Origin of the sequence: Rhodobacter capsulatus SB 1003, from assembly GCF_000021865.1 — a bacterium.
In the GTDB taxonomy this organism is placed as follows: Bacteria; Pseudomonadota; Alphaproteobacteria; order Rhodobacterales; family Rhodobacteraceae; genus Rhodobacter; species Rhodobacter capsulatus_B.
In genome coordinates, this window is the sequence record NC_014034.1 from 2,203,366 (window position 1) to 2,225,007 (window position 21,642).

Here is a 21,642-nt window from a genome sequence, read left to right on the forward strand (position 1 = left end):
GCCTATTCCTTCCGGCAGGCCAGCGCATTCACCGCGGCCACGGTGATCGCCGAGCCGCCCAGCCGTCCCTCGACAATCACCCAGGGCACCGGATTGGCCACGGCCAGCGCGGCTTTCGATTCCGCCGCGCCGATGAAGCCCACCGGACAGCCGATGATCGCCGCCGGGCGCGGGCAGGCCGGGTCTTCGAGCATGTTGAGAAGATGGAACAAAGCCGTCGGCGCATTGCCGATCGCCACCACCGCGCCTTCCAGCTTCGGCCGCCACAGCTCCAGCGCCGCGGCAGAGCGGGTGTTCCCCATCTCCTGCGCCAGCGCAGGCACGCGCGGGTCTTGCAGCGTGCAGATCACCTCGTTCTTCGCGGGCAGACGCGCGCGGGTGATGCCTTCGGAGACCATCCGCGCATCGCAGAGGATCGGCGCCCCCGCCTCCAGCGCCGCGCGGGCGGCAATCGCCATGCCGGGCGCGAAGCGGACGTGGTTTTCCAGCCCGACCATCCCGGCGGCATGGATCATGCGGACCACCACCACCTCTTCCTCGGGGGTGAAGCGGGCCAGATCGGCCTCGGCGCGGATCGTGGCAAAGGATTGCACGTAGATCTTCGCGCCGTCCTTTTCATACTCATGGGGCATCGGGGGTCATCCTTCGGGTTGGCGCGCTTCTAGCCTTTCCTCGAGGCTTGCCGCAATCGAATTGCGCCGCGTCAGCCAGAGGCCCGCCTCGGCCAGGCGTTGAAACAGATCGCGCATCGCCGCCAGCGCCTCGGGGTTTTCGCGGGCCAGAAAGTCGCGCACCTCGTCGCGGCCCAGCGTCGCCTCGTGGTAAAGGTCGAACAGATGCGCGGGCACGACTTGGGCCAGATGCGCGAAAGCCGCCATGTGGTCGAGCGTCGCGGCGATTTCCGCCCCGCCGCGGAAGCCGTGCCGCATCATCCCATCGGCCCAGGCCGGGTTCGCGGCGCGCGCGCGCACGACGCGGGCGATCTCCTCGGGCAGCGAGCGGGCGCGGGGCCGGGTCGGGTCGGTGGCGTCCAGATGATAAAGCGCCGGGGCCTCGGCGCCCAGACGCGCAAGGGCGGCGGCAAACCCGGCCTCATGCGCGGCGTAATCCGAGGCCAGCAGGATATCGCTTTCGGGCAGATCCTGGGCATGCACGAAACTGTCGGCCCCCATCAGGCGGGCTTCCAGCCCCGCCCGGTCGGAGCGGATTTCGCCTTTCTTGTCAATCGTGTAGGAGGAGGCCGCCAGCCAGGCCTCGCCGGCCCTTGCGCGGGCTTCGGGGGTAAAGGCCTCCAGCGCCGGGCCCATGTTCAGCCCGTATTGGCCGGGACGCGGCCCGAAGACGCGCGGGGCCGCAGCCCGGTAGGGGTTGTCCTCGGGCGTTTCCTCGCGCGTGGCCAGCGCCTCGGCGCCGGTCTCGAAGAGCTGCGCAAGGCCGGGGAAGATATCGCGGAAAAGGCCCGAAACGCGCAGGGTCACGTCGATGCGTGGGCGGCCCAGAAGCGCAAGCGCGATCACCTCGACCCCCGAAACCCGGGCGGCGCCCTCGTCCCAGACCGGTTTCAGACCGGCCAGATGCAGCGCCATGGCGAATTCCTCGCCCGCGGTGCGCATCGTGGCCGAGCCCCAAAGATCGACGACCAGACCGCGCGGCCAGTCGCCATGATCCTGCAGATGTTTTCGAAGCAGCTCCTCGGCCAGCTTCACGCCTTGGGCATGGGCGGCACGGCTGGGCACCGCCCGGGGATCGACGGAGAACAGGTTGCGCCCGGTCGGCAGCACGTCCGCGCGCCCGCGCGCCGGGCTGCCCGAGGGGCCGGGGGGCACGCGTTTGCCCGCCAAGGCCGCCGAAAGCCCCGCCTGTTCGGCAGCCCCGCAGGCGCCCTGCCCCAGCACATGCAGCCCGTCGCCAAACAGGCTTTCCTTGATATCGCAGACAAAACGGTCGATGCGGGTGATCGCTTCCGCGGCCGAGGCGGTGGCGGGAATGCCCAGATCGTCTTCGACGCCGCTCGCGCGGGCCTCGTCGCGGATGTCGGCGATCAGCCGGTCGCGCCGGGCCGGGTCCAACCCGTCGGCGGTGGAATATTCGTCCAAAAGCCGTTCGAGCCGCGCCATCCCCTCGGGCACGGCGGCTTGCGACAGGGGCGGCGGCAGATGGCCCAAAGTCACGGCCGAAAGGCGCCGTTTCGCCTGCGCCGCCTCGCCCGGGTCATTGACGATAAAGGGATAAATGACGGGCAGCGGGCAAAGCGCCTCAGGCCAGCAGCTTTCCGACAGCGCAACGGCCTTGCCCGGCAGCCATTCGAGCGTGCCATGCGCGCCCATATGCACCAGCGCGTCGAGGCCCAAGGCCCGCAGCCAGAGATAAAAGGCGACATAGCCATGCCGCGGCACGCGGGACAGGTCGTGATACTCGCCGTCGCGGGTTTGCACATCGCCGCGTTCGGGCTGCAGCGCGATCAGCGCGGCGCCGCGGCGCAGGGCGGCGAAGTGAAAGGCACCGTCGGCGCAGGCGGGGTCAGCCTCGGGCGGCCCCCAGGCCGCGGTCAGATCGGCGCGCAGCTTTTCAGGCAGGGTGTCCAGCGCGGTGAGATAATCCGAAAGCGGCCAGGTCAGACGCGCGGTCGTCAGTGTCTCAAGTGCGGCACCGGGGGCAATCGCATAGCCCTCGGTCGCAAGCTGGGCCAGCAAAGCCTCGGTCGAGGCGAGCGCATCCAGCCCCACCGCATGGGCCATCTGCCAGGACCGGCCGGGATAGGTGGACAGCACCACCGCCAGCTTGCGATCCGCCGCCGGGGTTTGCCGCAAGCGGTGCCAGCCGCAGATCCGGTCCAGCGCGGCCTCGACCCGCGCCGGATCGGGGCGATGGGCGAAGCGGGAAAATTCCAGATCGGGGTCGCGCGGCTCGGGCGCCTTGAAGGAGACGACACCGGCGAACAGACGGCCATCGACCTCGGGCAGCACGACATGCATGGCCAGATCGGCAGGCGAAAGGCCGCGGTCGGCCAAGGCCCAGTCGCGCTTGCGGGCGGTGGAGAGCGCGACCTGAAACACCGGCACATCATAGCGGTCAAAGGGCGTCGTGCCATCCGCGCCCTGCGCCGAAAAGGCGGTCGCGTTGACGACGAGCGCGGGGGCGCGGCCGTCCAGCCGGGCTTGCAGCGCATCGCCCAGCCCCTCGGATTTGAGCGAGGGCGCAAAGAGGCCGCAAGCCGCGAAACCGCGCGCGCGCAGGCCATGGATCAGCGCATCGATCGGCGCGGTATCGGCGGCGGTCAGATAAGAGCGGTAGAAGCTGACCAGCGCCAGGGGGCCGTCCCCCTCGGGCGCGGGGATCACGCCCGCGGCCGGGTCGTAAAACCCCCAGTCGGGCAGGCGCTTGTCGCCCGGCACCGGGGGGGCGTAAAGGCCGGAGGCCAGGGCCAGCTGCGCCAAGGCCGCCTGCGCCGCCACCGCGCCGCCCGCATCGCAAAGCTCCTTGAGCCGCCGCAGCGTCGAAACCGGCAGGGTCGAGAGCGCATCGAGCCGGTCATCGGCGCGGCCATCGGCGGGAAGGACGGCCAAGGCAATCCCCTTGCGGCGGCACAGATCCTGCACCGAGGCCAGACCATAGGGCCAGTAAGCCTCGCCGCCGATCAGCCGGATCAGGATCCCCTTCGCCCCCGACAGCGTGTTTTCAACGTAAGTATCGACCGAAATCGGATGTTTCAGCGCCACCAGATTGGCCAGCCGCAGCGAGGGCAGCCGCCCGCCCGCGCGTTTCCAGCCCGCCGCGAAAGCCCCCAGATCGCTGTCAGAGAGCGACAGCACCACAAGATCCGCCGGGCGCTGACCCAGATCGGTCGGCACCGCGGTTTCCTCGAGCCCGTGGCTTTCGCGGAAGACGACATGCATCAGGCGGCGACCCCACCCAGCAGCACGGCGCGGATCGCCGCCTCGTCGACATCGTGATGTTCCGCGATCACCACCAGCGCCGAGCGGCGGGCCTCCGTGCCCCAGGGCCGGTCATATTGATGCCGCACGCGTTCCCCCACGGCCTGCACCAAAAGCCGCATCGGCTTGCCCGCAACGGCGATGTGCCCCTTGACGCGCAGGATGTTCTGCTCGCGCGCCAGCCGTTCGATCGCGGCCACCAGCGCCGCCGGATCGGCGATTTCCGGGAGTTCGATCACCACCGTGTCGAAATCGTCATGCTCGTGATCGTCGTGATCGTCGTGATGGCTGGGCCGGGCAGCCAGATCATCCTCGGCGGCGGCGCCAAGGCCCAGGATCACCTTCGGATCGATCACGCCTTCGGTCAGCGGCAGGATCGGCAGCTTGCGCGGCAGTTCCGCCTCGATCAGCGCGCGGGCCGTGGCCAGACCCTCGGCCCCGGCCAGATCAGCTTTCGACAAAAGCACGATATCGGCGCAGGCGATCTGATCCTCGAAGACCTCGGAAAGGGGCGTTTCATGGTCGATGATGTCATCGGCCTGACGCTGGGCATCGACGGCGGCGACATCGGGGGCAAAGCGGCCCGCGGCGACGGCCTCGGCATCGGCCACAGCAATCACCCCGTCCACCGTGATCTTCGAGCGGATCGCGGGCCAGTCGAAGGCCTTCAGAAGCGGCTTCGGCAAAGCCAGCCCCGAGGTCTCGATCAGGATGTGATCGGGGCGGACGGGCCGGGCCATCAGCGCCTCGATCGTCGGGATGAATTCATCGGCGACGGTGCAGCAGATGCAGCCATTCGCCAGTTCGACGATGTTTTCATCGGGGCAGTTTTCATCGGCGCATTGGCGCAAGATCTCGCCATCGACGCCGACGGTGCCGAATTCATTGACCAGAACGGCGAGCTTGCGGCCCTCGGGATTGGCCATCAGATGGCGGATGAGCGTGGTCTTGCCCGCGCCCAGAAAGCCGGTGATCACGGTGACGGGGATTTTGGTCAGATCGGACATGGCTCACTCCTGAGACGGGACGATTTGCGGGGGGATACGGGCAAGGCATTGCTTGCGAAAGATTTCCGGGCGTTCGCGCCAGGGGATCAGGCCCTTCTCGGCGGCCTCGAACTGGGCGGCGCCGGTCAGGATCGTGTCGGCGTCGCGCGGATCGAGACGGCCATAGACATAGGACCATTTGCCCGGGCCCGAGAGCGCGACGGCGCAGCCCTGGGTGCAGGCGGAAAGGCATTCGACCGGCACCACCGTCACCCCCTCGGGCACGGGCAGCGCGGAAAGCGCATGGGCCAGAAGTTCGCCCGGACGGGGCCCGGCCTCCTCGGCCAGCGGCGCCGCGGCGGTGCCGCGACAGGTGGTGCAGACATGCAGCGTGGTGGCCATCGCCCCTCCTCTTGGGGTTGGGGGAACGGCCAGAGTGAGAGCGCAGCGCCCTGCCCCCGGTCGCGGAACACCCCGTCCGCCCGAAATCCATGCGCTGGCAGGTCTCCCGGCTTGCGGATGCGAGGGGGGGTCCCCTCACGGTCGCCCCGCCTTCCCGGCTGGTGCCAGTGGCCTCGGGGCGCCCTCTCCGGTCACGGTCGCGGGGGCGGCTGCGGTCGGGTTTCGCGGCAAAGCCGTCGCAATTCCCTTCACATTCCCTCTTCGCCTGTCATAGGACAGAAACCAGCGCCCGCCCTGAGTGGCCAAGACGCGATCTATTGTCAAGCGCGAGGACCGCCCCGATGACGCCCGAAAACGACAGCCCCGAGACCGGACCGGACGAACTGGCCCGGCATGCGGTGAAGATGGCGAAGAAGAAAGCCGCCCGCGACAAGATCATGGCGGGGAAATCGGGGGAAAAGGGGCTGATCATCGTTCATACCGGCTCGGGCAAGGGCAAAAGCTCGGCCGGGTTCGGGATGATTCTGCGCTGCATCGCGCATCAGATGCCCTGCGCGGTGGTGCAGTTCATCAAGGGCGCCTGGGACACCGGCGAGCGGCGGCTTCTGACCACGCATTTCGGCGATCTGTGCCAGTTCCATGCGATGGGCGAGGGCTTCACCTGGGAAACCCAGGACCGCGAGCGCGACATCGCGGCGGCCGTCGCGGGCTGGGAAAAGGCGAAGGAGCTGATCCGTGATCCCGAAATCCGGCTGGTGCTTCTGGACGAGATCAACATCGCGCTGCGCTATGGCTATCTCGATGTCGAGGAGGTGCTGGCGTTTTTGCGCGACGAGCGGCCCGAGAGGACGCATGTCGTGCTGACCGGCCGCAATGCCGCCGAAGCGCTGATCGAGGCGGCCGATCTAGTGACCGAGATGGGTCAGGTGAAGCACCCGTTCCGGGCAGGCATCAAGGGCCAGCCGGGGGTCGAGTTCTGATCTCAAAGGCCGGGCGCTGCCCCCGGACCCCCGGGATATTTGTGGCAAGATGAAACAGAGCGTTAGGGATTTGGTAACCATGATCGGGCAAGCTGGCAACACGGTACAGGGAGGGATCCCGATGACCGTGCAAGGTGAAAGCGGCGCGTCTTCCCCGCGCAAGCGGCCCAAGGCGCGTCGCCCACTTTCTTGCGACTGCGCTTTCATCTTGCCAATAAATATCCCCGCCGGAGGCTCCTGCAGGGTCCCCATGCGCGCCGGGAGGGTGTCATGACCGCCTTGATGATCCAGGGCGCGGGCTCGAATGTCGGCAAGTCGATGCTGGTCGCCGGTCTGTGCCGGGCGGCGCGGCGGCGGGGGCTGACGGTGGCGCCCTTCAAGCCGCAGAACATGTCGAACAATGCCGCCGTCACCGCAGATGGCGGCGAGATCGGCCGCGCGCAGGCGCTGCAGGCGCTGGCCTGCGGGCTGGAGCCCGTGACCGACATGAACCCGATCCTCTTGAAGCCCGAAAGTGACGTTGGTGCGCAGGTCGTGGTGCAGGGCAAGCGGCTCACCACCACCCGGGCGCGCGTTTATGCGACGCTGAAACCGCAGCTGATGGGGGCGGTTCTGGAAAGTTTCAACCGGCTCAAGGCGACCCATGATCTGGTGATCGTCGAGGGCGCGGGCAGCCCGGCCGAGGTCAATCTGCGCGCGGGCGACATTGCCAACATGGGCTTTGCGCGGGCGGCCGATGTGCCTGTGGTGCTGGTCGGCGACATCGACCGCGGCGGCGTCATCGCGCAGATCGTCGGCACGCAAGCGGTGCTTGACCCCGCTGATGCCGAGATGATTTCCGGCTTTCTGATCAACAAGTTCCGCGGCGATGTTACGCTTTTCGACGACGGCTACCGGCTGATCGGGGCCCGCACCGGCTGGCGCGGTTTCGGCACGCTGCCGTGGTTTCCGCTTGCCCACAAGCTGCCCGCCGAAGATGCGCTTGACATCGCCTCGGGCCCCGCGACCGGGGGAACGGTGATCGCCTGCCTGACGCTGTCGCGCATTGCCAATTTCGACGATCTCGACCCGCTTGCGGCCGAGCCCGGGGTGCGGATGGTGATGGTGCAGCCCGGCCAGCCGATCCCGGCCGAGGCGCGGCTGGTGATCCTTCCGGGGTCAAAATCCACCCGCGGCGATCTGGCCTTTCTGCGCGAACAGGGCTGGGACATCGACCTTGCCGCCCATGTCCGGCGCGGCGGCCATGTGCTCGGCATCTGCGGCGGCTATCAGATGCTGGGCCGGAGCGTCGCCGATCCCGAGGGGATCGAGGGGCCTGCGGGCACCACCCCCGGTCTGGGCCTGCTCGACGTCGAGACGGTGATGACGCCCGACAAGCGGCTGACGCGGGTGCGGGCCACCCATGCCGGGTCGGGGCTCGCGGTCGAAGGCTATGAAATCCACATCGGCCGCACCGAGGGGGCCGACCGCGCCCGGCCCTTTGCCATCGTCGAGGGCCAGAACGAAGGCGCGATGTCGGCCGATGGCCGGGTCATCGGCAGCTATCTGCACGGGCTTTTCGGCGCCGATGCGTTCCGCGCGGCCTTTCTGCGCGGGCTTGGCATCCGCGCCTCGGGGCAGAGCCATGCCGCGGGGGTCGAAGCGGCGCTCGACGCGCTCGCCGATCACCTCGAGACGCATCTCGACGTGACCGGGATTCTGGCCTTGGCGCGTTAGCGCCGCTCCCATTCGGTCGGCAGGTTTTCCTGCCAGCCCGCCCGGTGCAAAAGCGGCGTGTCATCGGTGAATTCGGGCACCCCGATGCAGAGCCAGGCGACGAAGTCCCAATCGGGCGGCGCATTCAGAAGCCGCTCGACCGCCTTCGGGTCCAGCACCGAGACCATGCCGAGGCCAAGGTTTTCCGCCCGCGCGGCAAGCCAGAGCGTGTGAATGGCCATCGCCGTCGATTGCTGCAGCGTCACCGGCATCGAGGCGCGGCCCAGCCCATGCCCCGCGGCCGGATCGCGATGGGTGAAGACGGCCAGCTGCAACGGCGCCTGATCGATGCCCTGCAGTTTCAAGGTCGCATAGGCCTCGGCCTGTTCGCCCGCGTAGGCAGATCCCGCCGCCGCGCGCGCGGCGTTGAAATTCGCCAGCACCTCGGCCCGCAGCGCCGGGCTGTCCACCCGGATCACCCGCCAGGGCCGCGCATTGCCGACCGAGGGGGCCATGTCCATCACCGCGCGCAGCCGGTCGATCACCGCCTCGTCGATCGGATCGGGGCGGAAATGGCGCACGTCGCGGCGCCAGCGCAACACCTCGGTCAACGCGTCGCGGTGGGTCTGTTCAAAGTTCATTCGTCAGGGCCTTTTCCAGTCGCATCCATTCGCTCTCGTTGCCGGGCAGACCCAGGCGCAGCCAGTCCGCCGCATAGGGAAAGACCCGCGACCAGATCCGGGCCCGGGCCAGATGGTCCTGGGCCGCTGCCGCATCGGGCGTGGCATAGGTGCGAAAGAGCGCCGTGCCCCCGACCAGCCGCCAGCCCGCCCGCGCCGCCAGCGCATCCATCCGCATCGTTTCCGCCCCCAGCCGCAGCGCCGTCGCCATCGCCCAGTTGCGGTCGAGAAGCGCCCGGCGGCCGATCTCCAGCGCCGGACCCGAGACCGGCCAGGGGCCCGCCATCTCGGACAGCGCCGCCACCGTCGCCGCATCGGCAAAGACAAAGCCCAGCCGCAGCCCGGCCAGCCCGTAGAACTTGCCGAACGAGCGCAGAACCAGCATCCGGCGGCTGGCCTTGGCGGTCACCGAAGCCGCGGGCGAGGCATCGGCGAAGCTTTCATCCACCACCAGCCGCCCGACCTGCAGCGACAGCGCCCGCAGCGCCGCCGCCGGATGGCGCTGGCCATCGGGGTTGTTGGGGTTCACCACCACCGCCAGATCGGCCCCCGCCAGCGCGCCAAGGGTGGACACTTCCTCGACCTGCCAGCCCGCCGCCCGCAGCGCCGCCGCATGTTCGTTGTAAGTCGGGCCCAGCACCCGCGCCCGCCCCGGGGCCCACAGACGCGGGATCAGCTGGATCGCCTGTTGCGCCCCGGCCAGCGCCACCCCGGGCGCCGGGGTGCCAAAGGCCGCAGCCGCGGCGTCCAGAAGCGCCGCCTTGGCCGTGGCGGTGGGCAGATCGGTCCAGACATGGGCGGGCAGATCGGGCACCGGCCAGGGCTGGCGGTTGATGCCGGTGGACAGATCGATCCAGTCCTCGCCGCCATATTGCGCCCGGGCCGCGTCGCTGTTGCCACCATGATCGCGCATCAAGAAACACTCCACAAAACGGCCACAAGGCCGATGACCAGCGTCATCCCTGCCATCGCGCGGCGGTAAAGCGCAAGCCCGCGGGCCAGGTCTGCGGGCCGCGGATCGGGGGCGGTGCCGTTCAGCCACGGTTCGTTTGCGACCCGGTCGGCATAGATGCGCGGCCCGGACAGGCGGACCGCCAGCGCGCCCGCCATCGCGGCTTCGGGCCAGCCCGCATTGGGCGAACGATGCGACCTTGCATCGCGCGCCATCACCGCCAGCGCCCGCGCCCGGCAGGGCGAGGCAAGCGCGAAGAAGAGCCCGGTCAGACGCGCCGGGATCAGGTTCACCAGATCGTCGATCCGCGCCGAGGCCCAGCCGAATTCCTCGTAGCGGTCGGTGCGGTGGCCGATCATCGAATCAAGCGTGTTGATCGCCTTGTACCCGGCAATGCCGGGCAGCCCCGCGACGCAGCCCCAGAACAGGGGCGCGACGATCCCGTCCGAGCTGTTCTCGGCCAGGCTTTCCAGCGCGGCACGGGCGACGCCCGGTTGATCCAGCTGGCTCGGATCGCGCCCGACGATCATCGAGACCGCCTGTCGCGCGCCGGGCAGATCACCCGCGATCAGCGGTTTCGCCACGGCAGCAACGTGATCATGCATCGAGCGCAGCGCGACGAAGGGCCAGGCAAGGATGCCGCCGATCAGCACCCCCGGCCAGCCCGCGGGCAGCCAGAGCTGGACCGCCAGTGCGATGACCACCGTGGTGCCGATCACCGCAAGCGCCACCAGCACCCCGCGCAGACGGCGCAGGCGGCCCTTGAAATTCCAGCCCTTTTCCAGCCGCGCGATCAGCGCGCCGATCCAGGTCACCGGATGGCCGATGCGCTTGTAAAGCGCGTCGGGCCAGCCAAGCGCCAGATCGATCCCGATCGCCACCACCATCATCGCGGCAAAGTTCATCGCCCGCCCCCCCTGATCCGCACAAGGCCCCGCCAGCCCGCCGCGCGCAAGACCGCCTCTGCCCCCGCGGGCACCTGCCCGGGCGCAAAGATCAGCCCGCGCGCCGCCCCGGTATGTGCCCGCAACCAGCCAAGCGCGCCCAGATCGGCGGCCAGCTGCGGCGCAACCTCGCCCGCGGGGCCGCGCAGCGCACTGCAGCGCGCGGCGCTTTCCGTGGCGATTGCGGCAAATTCGGCCAGCCCCTGCGCCCGCTGCCAGCGCGCCACAAGGTCGCCCACCTCGGGAAAGGCGCTGTCGGCGGCCTCGGTCCGGGCCGGGGCGCCCTGAAATCCGCCCAGGATCTCGTAGCGCGGCAGCGCTTGCAGCGCCGCCAGCGCCCGCCCCTGCCGCGAGGCCCAGAGCATCCGTTCCGGCGCCGCAAACATCAGCGGATCAGAGGCCCCCTCGGCCGCCACACAGGCCCGCGCCAGAAGCCCGGGCGCCCCGTCCCACCCGGCCAGCCGCGCCAAAGCCACCAGCGAAGCGGTGGAAACCCCGGTGCCAAGCCCCGGCGCCACCGCGGGACAAAGCACGATCCGCCCGCGCAAGGAAAGCCCGAGCAGCGCCAGAAACCGCCGCGCCCGCGCGGGAGTCAGCCCCGCCCCCCGCAGCGACAGCCCCGGGCCGGGCCGATAGCGCAGATCCAGCCCCAGAAGTGGCGCGGGCAGCGTCACCAGCACCACCGGACCCTCGGCCCCCAGCCGCCCCTGCAGCCACTCGCCGAAATGGCCGGGAATGTGCAGCGCGGGTCTCATCCGAAAACCCGGTTCACGCCCGCGATCGACCAAAGCCCGCCCGGCACCGCAACAAGCCGCGTCACCGAGAGCGGCGCCACCTGAAAGGCCAGCCCCGCAGGCACCGATCCAAGCGCCAGCGACAACGCCGCCCGCACAACCCCCGCATGGGCGACAACGGCGATCCGCCCGCCCTGCCCCGCCAGCTCGCGCAGCACCGGCGCGACGCGGGCGCATTGCTCGGCGTAGCTTTCGCCGCCGGGCGGGCGATGCGTGGCCACCTCGGCCAAAGGCATCAGCCCGATATCGGGCAATTCCGCAAAGGGGCGGTTTTCCCAGGCGCCGAAATCCTGCTCCCAGAGCCGCGCATCCAGCCGCGGCTCGACCCCGGGCCACAGCGCCGCCGCCGTCTGCTGACAGCGCGCCGCGGGCGAGCACACAAGGCTTGCCATCCCCACCGCGGCGCGAAGCGAGGCCAGCACCTCTTCGCCGGGCAGATCGCAGGGCACATCGCGCCGCCCCGCCAGCCGCCCCTCGTGACGCGCGGGCGCATGGCGGATCAGCCAAAGCTCGGTCGTGACATCCGCCTGCCCAGTTGCCTGCATCCTTGCATTTCTCCTTTCGGTCCGCCGCCGTTTCTGCTTTTTTCCGCCGCAAGGAACAAGAGGCAACGCGGCATGGCTTTCACCCTTCTCGTCACCGGCGGCGCCCGTTCGGGCAAAAGCAGCTATGCCGAGGCCCGCACGCTGGCGCTGGGTCAGCCCGCGCATTACATCGCCACCTCGGAAATCTGGGATGACGAAATGGCCGAGCGGATCGCCGCGCATCAGGCCCGGCGCGGCCCGGAATGGGTGACGCGGGCGGAACCTCTCGATCTTGTGACGGCCTTGCGCGAGACCGACGATGCGCCGCGGCTCATCGATTGCCTGACGCTGTGGCTGACCAATCTGATGCTGGGCGATCACGACTGGGAGGCTGCGGCAAAGCGGCTTCTTGCGGTCCTGCCCGAACTGACGGCACCGGTCGTCTTTGTCACCAACGAGGTGGGTCTGGGCATCGTGCCCGACAACCGTCTCGCCCGTGCGTTCCGCGACAATGCGGGCCATCTCAACCAATGGGTCGCAGCGGCGGCGGACGAAGTCGTCTTCACCGTCGCGGGCCTGCCAATGAAGGTGAAATAGGTATGCTGCAGCTCAATTCCTTTGCCGAGATTTCCACCCTGGCCGACCGGCTGCCCGTGGCCGACGAGGCCGCCCGTGCGGCGGCGCTTGCGCGGCAGAACAGCCTGACGAAGCCGGTGGGCTCGCTCGGCCGTCTGGAGGAGCTGGCGCTGCATTGGGCGGCCTGGCGGGCGACCGAACGCCCGACCATCACCAAGGCGCAGGCTTTGTGCTTTGCGGGCAATCACGGCGTCTGCGCGCAGGGCGTGAACGTCTTCCCGCAAGAAGTCACGCATCTGATGGTGAAGAATTTCGAGATGGGCGGCGCGGCGATCAACCAGCTGTGCCGGGCGGCGGGCGCCGATCTGCAGGTGATCTCGCTCGATCTGGACCGGCCGACGCAGGATTTCACCCAAGGCCCGGCGATGACCGAGGCCGAGACGGTGGCGGCGCTGAACGTGGGCGCGGGCGCGGTGGATGTGACGGCCGATGCGCTGATCATCGGCGAGATGGGGATCGGCAATTCGACCATCGCGGCGGCGCTGGCGGCCGCGATTTACGGCGGCACGGCCAAGGATTTCGTCGGCCCGGGCACCGGGTCCGATGCGGCCGGGATCGCGCGCAAGATTGCCGCGATCGACAAGGGGCTGGCGCTGCATGGCGGGCTTGGCGGGATGGAGACGCTCGCCGCGCTTGGCGGGCGCGAGATCGCCGCGATGTGCGGGGCTGTTCTGGGGGCGCGGGCGGCACGGATCCCGGTGATCCTCGACGGGTTCATCTCGACCGCGGCGGTTTCCACCCTCTTCAAGGTCGATCCGCGGCTTCTGGATCACTGCGTCGTCGGCCATACCTCGGCCGAGCCGGGACATCAGAAGGTGCTGACCACGATGGGCAAGCGCGCGCTGTTGCAAATGGAGATGCGGCTTGGCGAAGGCACCGGCGCGGCGCTGGCGCTGGGTGTGGTGCGCGCGGCGCTGGAATGTCACAACGGCATGGTGACCTATGCCGAAGCGGGCATCACCGCCTGATGGCGCGGGGCTGGATCAGGGCGCGGCTGAGCGAGGCGCATCTGGCGGTGCTTTTGCTCACCCGCCTGCCGATGCCGCGTCTGGCCGATCCGGCGCCGACGCTGGCGCAATCGGTCTGGGCCTATCCCTTGGCCGGGCTGGTGGTGGGGGCGATCTCCGCCCTTGCCCTTTTCGCCATGCTGGCGCTTGGCCTGCCGCCCGCTTTGGCGGCGGGTCTGGCGGTGACGCTGCAGGTCGTCATCACCGGCGCGCTGCATGAGGACGGTCTGGCCGATGTGGCGGACGGCTTCTGGGGCGGGCGCGAGGTGGCGCGCAGGCTCGAGATCATGCGCGACAGCCGGATCGGGTCCTATGGCGTCACGGCGCTGGTGCTCTCGCTCGGTCTGCGCTGGCAGGGGGTGGCGGCGCTGGCTGCGGCTTCGCCCGCGCTGGCGATGGCGGGGCTGATCGGGCTCGCGATCCTGTCGCGGGCGGCTTGCGGGGTGCTGATGGCGGGGCTGCCCGCGGCGCGGCCGGACGGGATGGGCCGCTATGCCTCGGGCGCGGCGTGGCAACGGGTGATCGCGGGCGGGGCGGTGGCGATCGGCGCCGCTTTCGGGCTGGGCCTGCCGGTCGTGCCGCTGCTGATCGTGCAGGGCGCGCTGGTGGCCGGTCTTGCGCTGGTGGCGCGGGCAAAGATCGGCGGGCAGACCGGCGACGTTCTGGGCACGGCGCAGCAGCTGGCCGAGATCGGCGGCTGGCTGGTGCTGGCGGCGGCGCTGAGCTGAGGCTCAGGCGACGCGCCGACGCGGCAGCGCCCCCGGATCGAGCAGCCGCAGGCCGCGCCGCAAGGCCAGCGGCCGCGCGGTCGGGCCATAGACCGCGGCGGCGTCCTCGGTCCCCAGCACCACCCCGGCCAGCCAGGGCTGCGCCAGCGCGATCGAGATCCGCGCCGCAGGCCCCAGCGCCGCCAGCGCCATCGGCCCGGGATAAAGCGACTCGCAGGCGAGCCCGTTTGCCGTGACGATGCCGTGCCGCTCCAGCAGGATATGGTGATAGCTGACGCGACGCTTGCCGCGCGCGATGCGAAAGCGCGGGTCGTTCAGCCCGGCCAGATGCCGCGCCCGCACCAGACGCTCGCCCTGATCGGTCAGCGCCAGCACCGCATGCTGCGGCGACAGAAGCAACGCCCCGTGCCGCCCCAGCGCATTTTCGCGGATCGCCACCGGCAGCAAGCCCGGTTCCGCCGCCAGATCGGCCGCCTCAAGCGACCGCCCCCCGGACCAGAGCACCGGCACCGCGCCGCGATCGCGCGTCACCACCAGATCGCCCGCGCGCAGGCTTTCGACCGGAACCGGGCCGCGCGGCGTCTCGATCAGGGTTCCGGCGGTGAAACAGGGCACCCCCATCGCATGCAGAAGCGGCCGGCTGATCTGGTCGAACGGGGTCCCGACAAGGGTGATCACCGGCCCGCCGGTCACCGTCGGAAAGGTGATCACCGCATTGCCATTGGCGTCCGAGCCGATCACCGCATCGTCCCAGTTCACCGGATTGCCCTGATCGTCGCGCAGCCCCGAGACGTCGATCTGGTCGCGGGTCTTGCCGCCGACCATCGTGAACTCGAAATCGGTGATGCTGTCGGCGCCGCTTTGCGCGTCCAGAACGAAAGTGTCGGCCCCGGCGCCGCCGCTCAGCGTGTCGGCGCCCGCGCCACCCGCAAGCGTGTCGTTGCCCGCATCGCCAAACAGCGAGTCGTCGCCGCTGCCGCCCAGAATCAGATCGTTGTCGTCGCCGCCGTAAAGGATGTCATTGCCGCCGCGCCCGTCGATCGTGTCGTCGCCGCCGCCGCCGTAAAAGATGTTCGTATAGACGTCGGAACCGCTGTAGACGGCATCGTCGAAGCCGATCAGACTGTCGCCGTAAGCCGAGCCGATCACCCCGTCGACACTGGTCAGCGTGTCCCCCGCCGCGTCGCCCCCCGCCGCGCTCCAGCGCGACAGATCGATCGTCACCGCCCCGGAACTGGCGGAATAATCGGCATAATCCATGCCCGAGCCGCCGGTGATGCTGTCCGCCCCGGCGCCGCCCGCCAGCGTGTCATCGCCCGCGCCGCCGTCCAGCGTGTCATTGCCCGCGCCGCCCAGGATCAGGTCGTTGCCGTCATTGCCCGACAGCCGGTCATTGCCCGCGCCGCCGTCGATCGTGTCGTTGCCCGCATTGCCGGTGACCGTGTCATTGCCCGCCCCGGCCCGGATCGAATCATTGCCCGCCCCCCCCACCAGCGCCGAGGACACCGTCGAGGCATAGCTCGTGCTGGCCAGGCCGCTGTAGGTTTGCCCGGTCGAGGTCGCCGAGGCGCTGCCGGTGACCGTCATCACCACGCCCGGCGTCAGCGCCGAGGTCGAGACATAGCCGACCAGCGTGTTGCCGACATAGACGTCATAGATCCGCGCCGTCGTGCCCGAAGCGGTGGTGAAACTGGTCGCCGTGCCCAGCCGCACCGCCCCCGAGGCCAGCACCGCGCCGCTGGCCGAGGTCACCACCGCGGTCTGGTTGCCGTCAAGCTGGCTGGTCGCCGAGCCGCTGAAATAGGCGTCATTGTCGGTGACGGTGATCGTCACTGCCTGGCTGGCCGATTCGTAGCCCGGATCCAGCGAGAAGCCCGAAGTGCCGTTCGAAGTGATCGACGCGGCGCTGTAACCACCGATCGTGTAAGTCGCCATTGCTCTGCCCGTGTGCAGGTCTGCGCCTGCCCTGCCTGTTGCGGGGCTTCGCCCCCCCGGGCCGTCCGCTGCTGCCGACCTGCCCGCCTTCAAGGTTAACAGGAACGCAAGAAATATGGCGAAAGTGCGGCAAAGACATGCAACGCCTTAGACAGGCGGGAAAATTCGCACAAACCCTGGTCAGGCGGGGTCAGACCGGCAGCGGGCGGCTCATCACCACGGCGGTGATCGGACAGACCGAACTGGCCTGTTTCGTCGCCAGAACCGGCGGCGGCACTTCGTAGCGGGCGCGGGCGCGGAAGCCGCGATGCGAAAAGAACGGCGCGGCATGTTTGGTGAAAAGCCAGGCCTCGCGCGCGCCGGCGGCCGTGACCTTGTCGAGCAGCGCCGCCAGAATCGCCGAACCAAGGCCGCGCCCGCGCGCCGTCTCGGGCACGACCATCGAGCGGATCAGCGCGTGACCGCCCGGCAACTCATAGCCGCCAAAACCGCAGATCGCCCCGGAAGCATCGGAAAAGACAAAGAAATACCGCCCGGGATCGGCCAGATCCTCGGTCGGAAGATGGGCCGCGGCCAGCGCCTCGGCCAGGGCCGGATCGGACCCGGCAATCGGTGTGGCAGTCAGTTCGGGCAGGACCATGACCTCGGGCATCGGGCGGCTCCTGTGAAAGGGGGGATGACGGCAACGGGGGTCGCGGCAAGGGGACGACTGGCGATGACACGAAGGCTTCGGTCGGGATCCATTTCGCAACACCCGTTCAGATTGTGCGATTGTGCGACCAGCCGCGGGCGCGGTCAAGCGGTCAAAAACTCACGCGCCCGCGGCGGTCAGCGCCAGCCCGTCCACCACCGCGGTAAAGGCATCGCCCTGTTCCTGCCGGGCCTGCGGAAAGGTCGCGGCGACGGCCTGCCCGACCAGCCCCATCAGGCTGGAGCCGCCGACCAGAACGGCGGTCTCGACCGAGGCCGGGGCGATGCCCGCCAGACGGCAGGTCTCCGCCAGCGCCGCCCCGAGATCCGCGCGCGCCCGCGCCAGCGCCGCCGCCATCGAGACCGCGTCGATCTCGGCGTAAAGGCCGCGTTCGATCTTGCCCATGCGGATCATCGCGCCGGGCTTGCCCGCATTCGCCTCGATCTTGCCGCGCTCGACCGCGAAGGCGAGATCATGGCCCAGCTCGTCCTCGATCACCCGCGCCAGACGCGCGATCGGCTGCGGCGCGACGGCGAATTTCGCCAGATGCGCCACGGCTTTGCGGGTGTCTTGCGTGTAAAGAAAGGGGATCTTCGCCCAGGTCGCCAGATCGACGAAGATCTCGTTCGGCATCGGCAGCAGACCGGGGCCGAATTCGCGCCTGAGCTGCCCGCCCTGCCCCAGCAGCGGCATGACGTGATCGAGCGCGATGGCGCGGTCGAAATCGGTGCCGCCCAGCCGGATGCCGTGGCTGGCAACGATCTCGACCCGGCCGCCGACCACCCGAAACAGCGAGAAATCCGAGGTGCCGCCGCCGATATCGACGATCAGACCAAGCCGCGTGCCGGTCAGATCGGCCGAGGCGCGGGCGGCGGCCTCGGGTTCGGGGCAAAAGCCGATCTCGGTGAAGCCCGCCGCCGAAAGGCAGCCGGTCAGATCGGCCAGCGCCCGGGCATCGCGGCCGGGATCGGCGTGGAAATGCACCGGACGGCCCGCCAGGACGCGGGAAAAGCGCAGGCCGGTCTGCGCCTCGGCGCGGGTTTTCGTTTCCGCAAGGAAGGCGGTGACGACCTCGGCCAGAGTGCGGCGGCGCCCGCCGATCGGGCGGGGTTCATGGAAAAGGGGCGTGCCCAGAACGCTTTTGAGCGCGCGCATGAAGCGCCCCTCCTCGCCCGCGACCAGCGCCGAAACGGCGGCGGAACCGATCCGCATCGGCCCCGGCTCGGCCGGAAAGAAGACCGCGGTGGGCAGGGTGTCGGCGGTGCCGTCCAGCGTCAGGCGGCGCAACCGGCCGTCCTGCACGAGGGCGGCGGCGGAATTCGACGTGCCAAAGTCGATCGCAAGCGCAAGGTCGGTCATCGCGGGCCCCTTCAGGAAAGACAGGCCCGCTACAGGGTTTCGGCGGCTCTGGCAAGAGGCTGCCTGGGGGGCGCCCGCCGTCCGGGTTAAAGCAGGAAATCCCCCGCCGACAAAGCGCCCAGCGTGACATTGTCGAGCGTGATCATCAGCCCGTCGACCTGGATCACCACGGCGCGGCCCGATTGCGTCATGTGGCCGGACAGATCGGCGAAACTGTCCAGCCCCGCCACCCCGCGCAGGTCGATGTCATCCACGCCGATGCGGAAATCGGTGATCCGGTCGGCGCCGTCGCCGGTCGCGAAGATGAAGACATCGTTGCCCAGCCCCCCGGTCATCAGGTCGTTGCCCGTGCCCGCCGTCAGCCGGTCGTTGCCCGCGCCCGCGGTCAGGCTGTCATTGCCCGCCTCGCCCAGCAGCAGGTCGTTGCCCGCCCCGGCCGAGATCCGGTCATTGCCCGCCCCGGCCGAGATCGTGTCGGCGCTTGCGGCACTGTCGCCGGTGGCGGTGAAGCTGTCGTCGCCCGCGCCCAGGCTGACCAGATCATTGCCGCCGGTGTCGGTCACGGCGTCGATCCCGGCGCCGCCCTGCAGCGTGTCATTGCCCAGCCCGCCCGCCAGCCGCGATCCCGCATCCGAGGCGGTCAGCCGGTCATTGCCCGCGCCGCCGTCCAGCGTGTCAAGGCCGCCAAGGCTGGTCAGCACCTCGTTGCCGAGCCCGCCCAGAACCGCATCGGCGCCCGCATCGGCGGTATCGGTGAAAATGTCGTCGCCCGCGCCCAGATCGATGCGGTCGGCACCGGCGCCGCCGCTGACATTGTCATTGCCCGCGCCCGCGGTGATCGAATCCTGCCCGGCACCGCCCAGGATCGTGTCATTGCCGTCATTGCCCGTCAGCCGGTCGTCGCCATTGCCGCCGTCCAGACTGTCGGCCCCCGCCGCACCGGAAAGCGCATCATTGCCCTCGCCGCCGCGCACGGTATCGGCATTTCCGGCGCTGTCGCCGCTGGCGATGTAGCTGTCGTTGCCCGCCCCCAGATCGACCAGATCGTTGCCGCCGCTGTCCGCCGCAACGTCGGCCCCGGCACCGCCCTGCAGCGTGTCATTGCCCAGACCGCCCTGCAGCGCGCCCCCCGCCGCCGAGGCGGTCAGGCTGTCATTGCCCTCGCCGCCATCCAGACTGTCGCGCCCGCCCAGGCTGGTCAGCACCTCGTTGCCAAGCCCGCCCAGAACCGTGTCGGCGCCCGTGTCGGCGGTGTCGGTGAAGATGTCGTCGCCCGCGCCCAGATCGATGCGGTCGGCATCGGCGCCGCCGGTCACGCTGTCATTGCCCGCCCCCGCGCTGATCGTGTCGCGCCCGGCCCCGCCAAGGATCGTGTCGACGCCCGCGCCGGTCTCGATCCGGTCGTTGCCGTCGCCGCCCGAGACGCTGTCGCCCCCGGTCGCCGCATCGCCGGTGCCGGTGTAGCTGTCGTTGCCCGCGCCGAGGCTGACCACATCGGCGCCGGCCGCTGTCGCTGACCCGGTCGGCGCGATCCCGCCTTGCAGCGTGTCATCGCCCAGCCCGCCCGAGAGGACGCAGCCCGACGGCCCGGCCACAAGAAGATCGTCGCCCGCCTCGCCATGCAGCGCGTCGGCGCCGCCGCGGCTGGTCAGCGTGTCATCGCCCGCCCCGCCCCAGACGACATCGGCGCCGCTGTCGCTGCCATCGGCGAAGATGTCGTCGCCCTCCTGCAGCGAGATCGTGTCATTGCCCGCGCCGCCGCTGACGCTGTCATTGCCCGCCCCGGCGGTGATGCTGTCATTGCCCGCGCCGCCGTCGATCGTGTCGGCGCCCTGCCCGCCCAGAAGCGTGTCGCGGCCGGCGGTGCCCGCCAGCGACAGCCCGTCGCCGCCGGACCCGCCCCCGCCCCCGGTTCCGCTGCCGCCCGCAAACAGGAAATGCGTCGGATCCAGCATCGAGATCGCAAGCCCCGAAAGCAGGATCGTGCCCTCGGCGGTGGCGATGCGCACGCCCGTAGCCGTGTCGGCCATCAGCGCCAGAAGCGCGCTCCAGTCGGCGATCGCGGCGATCGCGGTCAGATCGACGTAATCGATGCTGGCGACCAGATCCTCGATCGTGTCGGAGCCAAAGCCGGTGCCGAAAGCGAAGATGTCCGCCCCCGCGCCGCCGGTCAGCAGATCGTTGCCGCCCTCGCCCGCAAGCCGGTCGTCGCCTGCTTCGCCCGCAAGCGTGTCATCGCCCGCCCCGCCCGCAAGCGTGTCGTTGCCCGCCCCCGCGGCCAGCCGGTTGGCGGCGGTGTTGCCGGTGATCCGGTCCGCCCCGGCGCCGCTGCGGACATGTTCGATCACCGTTCCGGCATAGATCACCATGTTGCCGCGCTGCCCGAACAGATCCGAGATCGCCCCCGGCGTCAGGTCGATCCGCGCCGCCTCGGCGCGGGCGGAAAAATCAAGCGTGTCGATGCCGTCCGTGTCCATCAGGGTGAAGGCGACATTGGCGCGGTGGCTTGCGGTGGCCAGATAATCCAGCCCGTCGCCCGCGGTCGAGCCGCTGCCATAGGTGGTGTTGCCGCCATGCACCGCGGCGGGGGCGCCGTAAAGCGCCCGCATCGCCGCGATGTCAAAGGCCATCGGGGTCAGCAGATAGGCATGGGTTGCGCCGGTGTTCGGGTTGTCGGTCTGCGCGAAATAGGACATGACCGAGGTCTGCCAGCTGTCATTGGCATAAAGCGCATCGGTGGCGAAACGGGCGGAGCCGTTGTAATTGCCGGTATGGCCCAGCCCCAGCGCATGGCCGATCTCGTGGACATAGGTCTGGTAGCTGTAGCTGCCCAGCGTACCGCCGTAATTGCTGAACCAGGAGGAGGCCACATTGACCGTGGCCGAAACCATGTTCGTGCCGGTGCCGCTCATCGCGCAATAGGCCCCGGCGGCGCTGTTCTGAAAGCCGATCTGGCCGCCGCTGGCGACGCGGACAAAGGTGATGCCCGCGACCGCGGACCAGCTGTCCAGCGCGGTCTCGATCAGCGCGCGCTCGGCCGTGGTGACCGCGGCGGCGAAGGAATAGGTCAGCGTGCGGCTGGCATCGAGCGCCCAGCCATAGGTGTAGCCGCCGAAATAGCCGCGGATCAGCTGCTGGACCGCCTGGTCCTCGGTGAAGGTCGAAAGGGGCATCCGGGCACTCCTGAGCGGGCGCGTGCGGCACGCGGCACAAGGCGGACCGGCGGGCCGGTCGGCGACACGAGAACGGGAAAGCAGGGGCGCCTTTGGCACCGCGGGAAAGCAAGGGCGCCTTTGGCGCTGGGGGAAAGCAGAAACGCCTTTGGCGCCGGGGGGGAAGAACGGGCCTTCATGGCCACCGGAGGATCCGCTTCCCGGGATCGAAACTACCCGGT

Annotated in this window: 18 protein-coding genes and 1 riboswitch; of the genes, 5 read left to right on the top strand and 13 right to left on the bottom strand. The window is 69.8% G+C overall.

The genetic code is table 11. The annotated features are described in order from the left end of the window. Positions 1–2 precede the first annotated feature (2 nt). From RCAP_RS10165 to RCAP_RS10180, 4 genes are read right to left on the bottom strand one after another with little or no spacing between them, the layout of a single operon-like run. Entirely contained in the window at positions 3–632 is a 630-nt protein-coding gene (locus RCAP_RS10165) for a precorrin-8X methylmutase (RefSeq protein ID WP_013067769.1), read from the bottom strand. Positions 633–638: 6 nt separating this feature from the next. Beyond that, positions 639–3,896, bottom strand: a complete 3,258-nt coding sequence (cobN, locus tag RCAP_RS10170) for a cobaltochelatase subunit CobN (RefSeq protein ID WP_013067770.1) — start codon at positions 3,894–3,896, stop codon at positions 639–641. Then, positions 3,896–4,942, bottom strand: a complete 1,047-nt coding sequence (cobW, locus tag RCAP_RS10175; protein ID WP_013067771.1) for a cobalamin biosynthesis protein CobW — start codon at positions 4,940–4,942, stop codon at positions 3,896–3,898. The genes cobN and cobW overlap by 1 nt, the downstream gene beginning before the upstream one ends. 3 nt (positions 4,943–4,945) lie before the next feature. Then, entirely contained in the window at positions 4,946–5,323 is a 378-nt protein-coding gene (locus RCAP_RS10180; protein ID WP_013067772.1) for a DUF1636 family protein, read from the bottom strand. A 79-nt stretch (positions 5,324–5,402) separates the two neighbouring features. Continuing rightward, positions 5,403–5,625: riboswitch (cobalamin riboswitch) on the bottom strand. A gap of 39 nt (positions 5,626–5,664) precedes the next feature. Here RCAP_RS10180 and cobO point away from each other — a divergent pair. Further along, entirely contained in the window at positions 5,665–6,303 is a 639-nt protein-coding gene (gene cobO, locus RCAP_RS10185; RefSeq protein ID WP_013067773.1) for a cob(I)yrinic acid a,c-diamide adenosyltransferase, read from the top strand. 270 nt (positions 6,304–6,573) lie between these two features. Further along, a complete protein-coding gene (locus tag RCAP_RS10190) occupies positions 6,574–8,019 on the top strand; it encodes a cobyric acid synthase (protein WP_013067774.1) in 1,446 nt (481 codons plus the stop codon). On the opposite strand, the gene bluB is transcribed toward RCAP_RS10190, so the two are convergent. The 5 genes from bluB to RCAP_RS10215 are packed head-to-tail and all read right to left on the bottom strand — an operon-like array spanning position 8,016 to position 11,913. Beyond that, a complete protein-coding gene (gene bluB / locus RCAP_RS10195) occupies positions 8,016–8,639 on the bottom strand; it encodes a 5,6-dimethylbenzimidazole synthase (RefSeq protein WP_013067775.1) in 624 nt (207 codons plus the stop codon). The genes RCAP_RS10190 and bluB overlap by 4 nt on opposite strands. After that, entirely contained in the window at positions 8,629–9,591 is a 963-nt protein-coding gene (cobD, locus tag RCAP_RS10200) for a threonine-phosphate decarboxylase CobD (RefSeq protein WP_013067776.1), read from the bottom strand. Before cobD ends, bluB begins: the two co-directional genes overlap by 11 nt. After that, complete coding sequence (gene cbiB / locus RCAP_RS10205; RefSeq protein WP_013067777.1) at positions 9,591–10,535, bottom strand: adenosylcobinamide-phosphate synthase CbiB; 945 nt, start codon at positions 10,533–10,535, stop codon at positions 9,591–9,593. Before cbiB ends, cobD begins: the two co-directional genes overlap by 1 nt. Then, on the bottom strand, positions 10,532–11,329 hold the full coding sequence (locus RCAP_RS10210; RefSeq protein WP_013067778.1) for a hypothetical protein: 798 nt from the start codon (positions 11,327–11,329) through the stop codon (positions 10,532–10,534). Before RCAP_RS10210 ends, cbiB begins: the two co-directional genes overlap by 4 nt. Further along, complete coding sequence (locus tag RCAP_RS10215) at positions 11,326–11,913, bottom strand: histidine phosphatase family protein (protein WP_013067779.1); 588 nt, start codon at positions 11,911–11,913, stop codon at positions 11,326–11,328. The genes RCAP_RS10210 and RCAP_RS10215 overlap by 4 nt, the downstream gene beginning before the upstream one ends. A gap of 72 nt (positions 11,914–11,985) precedes the next feature. Between RCAP_RS10215 and cobU the strand changes: the two genes are divergently transcribed. The 3 genes from cobU to RCAP_RS10230 are packed head-to-tail and all read left to right on the top strand — an operon-like array spanning position 11,986 to position 14,263. Then, entirely contained in the window at positions 11,986–12,489 is a 504-nt protein-coding gene (gene cobU, locus RCAP_RS10220) for a bifunctional adenosylcobinamide kinase/adenosylcobinamide-phosphate guanylyltransferase (protein ID WP_013067780.1), read from the top strand. 2 nt (positions 12,490–12,491) lie between these two features. Beyond that, a complete protein-coding gene (gene cobT / locus RCAP_RS10225) occupies positions 12,492–13,496 on the top strand; it encodes a nicotinate-nucleotide--dimethylbenzimidazole phosphoribosyltransferase (protein WP_013067781.1) in 1,005 nt (334 codons plus the stop codon). Beyond that, entirely contained in the window at positions 13,496–14,263 is a 768-nt protein-coding gene (locus RCAP_RS10230; protein WP_013067782.1) for an adenosylcobinamide-GDP ribazoletransferase, read from the top strand. Before cobT ends, RCAP_RS10230 begins: the two co-directional genes overlap by 1 nt. Positions 14,264–14,266: 3 nt before the next feature. Here the strand turns inward: RCAP_RS10230 and RCAP_RS10235 are convergent, their stop codons facing one another. From RCAP_RS10235 to RCAP_RS10250, 4 genes are all read right to left on the bottom strand, one after another. Further along, positions 14,267–16,198, bottom strand: a complete 1,932-nt coding sequence (locus RCAP_RS10235) for a Hint domain-containing protein (protein WP_013067783.1) — start codon at positions 16,196–16,198, stop codon at positions 14,267–14,269. A 190-nt stretch (positions 16,199–16,388) separates the two neighbouring features. After that, positions 16,389–16,850 carry an arsenic resistance N-acetyltransferase ArsN2 gene (gene arsN2 / locus RCAP_RS10240; protein WP_013067784.1) on the bottom strand — a complete coding sequence of 154 codons (462 nt, stop codon included), beginning with the start codon at positions 16,848–16,850 and terminating at the stop codon, positions 16,389–16,391. Positions 16,851–17,009: 159 nt separating this feature from the next. Beyond that, the gene (locus tag RCAP_RS10245) at positions 17,010–18,248 is read right to left on the bottom strand and encodes an Hsp70 family protein (protein ID WP_013067785.1); all 1,239 of its coding nucleotides are present in this window, start codon (positions 18,246–18,248) and stop codon (positions 17,010–17,012) included. An 86-nt stretch (positions 18,249–18,334) separates the two neighbouring features. After that, complete coding sequence (locus tag RCAP_RS10250; protein WP_013067786.1) at positions 18,335–21,421, bottom strand: M10 family metallopeptidase; 3,087 nt, start codon at positions 21,419–21,421, stop codon at positions 18,335–18,337. Positions 21,422–21,642: the final 221 nt, after the last annotated feature.

What these genes read in the sequence shown, in the direction of transcription:
- cobU (WP_013067780.1), top strand. Translation starts at nt 11,986, where the DNA reads ATGGCTTTCACCCTTCTCGTCACCGGCGGCGCCCGTTCGGGCAAAAGC.
- RCAP_RS10180 (WP_013067772.1), bottom strand. Translation starts at nt 5,323, where the DNA reads ATGGCCACCACGCTGCATGTCTGCACCACCTGTCGCGGCACCGCCGCG.
- bluB (WP_013067775.1), bottom strand. Translation starts at nt 8,639, where the DNA reads ATGAACTTTGAACAGACCCACCGCGACGCGTTGACCGAGGTGTTGCGC.
- arsN2 (WP_013067784.1), bottom strand. Translation starts at nt 16,850, where the DNA reads ATGCCCGAGGTCATGGTCCTGCCCGAACTGACTGCCACACCGATTGCC.
- cobN (WP_013067770.1), bottom strand. Translation starts at nt 3,896, where the DNA reads ATGCATGTCGTCTTCCGCGAAAGCCACGGGCTCGAGGAAACCGCGGTG.
- RCAP_RS10190 (WP_013067774.1), top strand. Translation starts at nt 6,574, where the DNA reads ATGACCGCCTTGATGATCCAGGGCGCGGGCTCGAATGTCGGCAAGTCG.
- RCAP_RS10165 (WP_013067769.1), bottom strand. Translation starts at nt 632, where the DNA reads ATGCCCCATGAGTATGAAAAGGACGGCGCGAAGATCTACGTGCAATCC.
- cobO (WP_013067773.1), top strand. Translation starts at nt 5,665, where the DNA reads ATGACGCCCGAAAACGACAGCCCCGAGACCGGACCGGACGAACTGGCC.
- cbiB (WP_013067777.1), bottom strand. Translation starts at nt 10,535, where the DNA reads ATGAACTTTGCCGCGATGATGGTGGTGGCGATCGGGATCGATCTGGCG.
- RCAP_RS10235 (WP_013067783.1), bottom strand. Translation starts at nt 16,198, where the DNA reads ATGGCGACTTACACGATCGGTGGTTACAGCGCCGCGTCGATCACTTCG.
- RCAP_RS10250 (WP_013067786.1), bottom strand. Translation starts at nt 21,421, where the DNA reads ATGCCCCTTTCGACCTTCACCGAGGACCAGGCGGTCCAGCAGCTGATC.
- RCAP_RS10245 (WP_013067785.1), bottom strand. Translation starts at nt 18,248, where the DNA reads ATGACCGACCTTGCGCTTGCGATCGACTTTGGCACGTCGAATTCCGCC.
- cobD (WP_013067776.1), bottom strand. Translation starts at nt 9,591, where the DNA reads ATGCGCGATCATGGTGGCAACAGCGACGCGGCCCGGGCGCAATATGGC.
- cobW (WP_013067771.1), bottom strand. Translation starts at nt 4,942, where the DNA reads ATGTCCGATCTGACCAAAATCCCCGTCACCGTGATCACCGGCTTTCTG.
- RCAP_RS10210 (WP_013067778.1), bottom strand. Translation starts at nt 11,329, where the DNA reads ATGAGACCCGCGCTGCACATTCCCGGCCATTTCGGCGAGTGGCTGCAG.
- RCAP_RS10215 (WP_013067779.1), bottom strand. Translation starts at nt 11,913, where the DNA reads ATGCAGGCAACTGGGCAGGCGGATGTCACGACCGAGCTTTGGCTGATC.
- cobT (WP_013067781.1), top strand. Translation starts at nt 12,492, where the DNA reads ATGCTGCAGCTCAATTCCTTTGCCGAGATTTCCACCCTGGCCGACCGG.
- RCAP_RS10230 (WP_013067782.1), top strand. Translation starts at nt 13,496, where the DNA reads ATGGCGCGGGGCTGGATCAGGGCGCGGCTGAGCGAGGCGCATCTGGCG.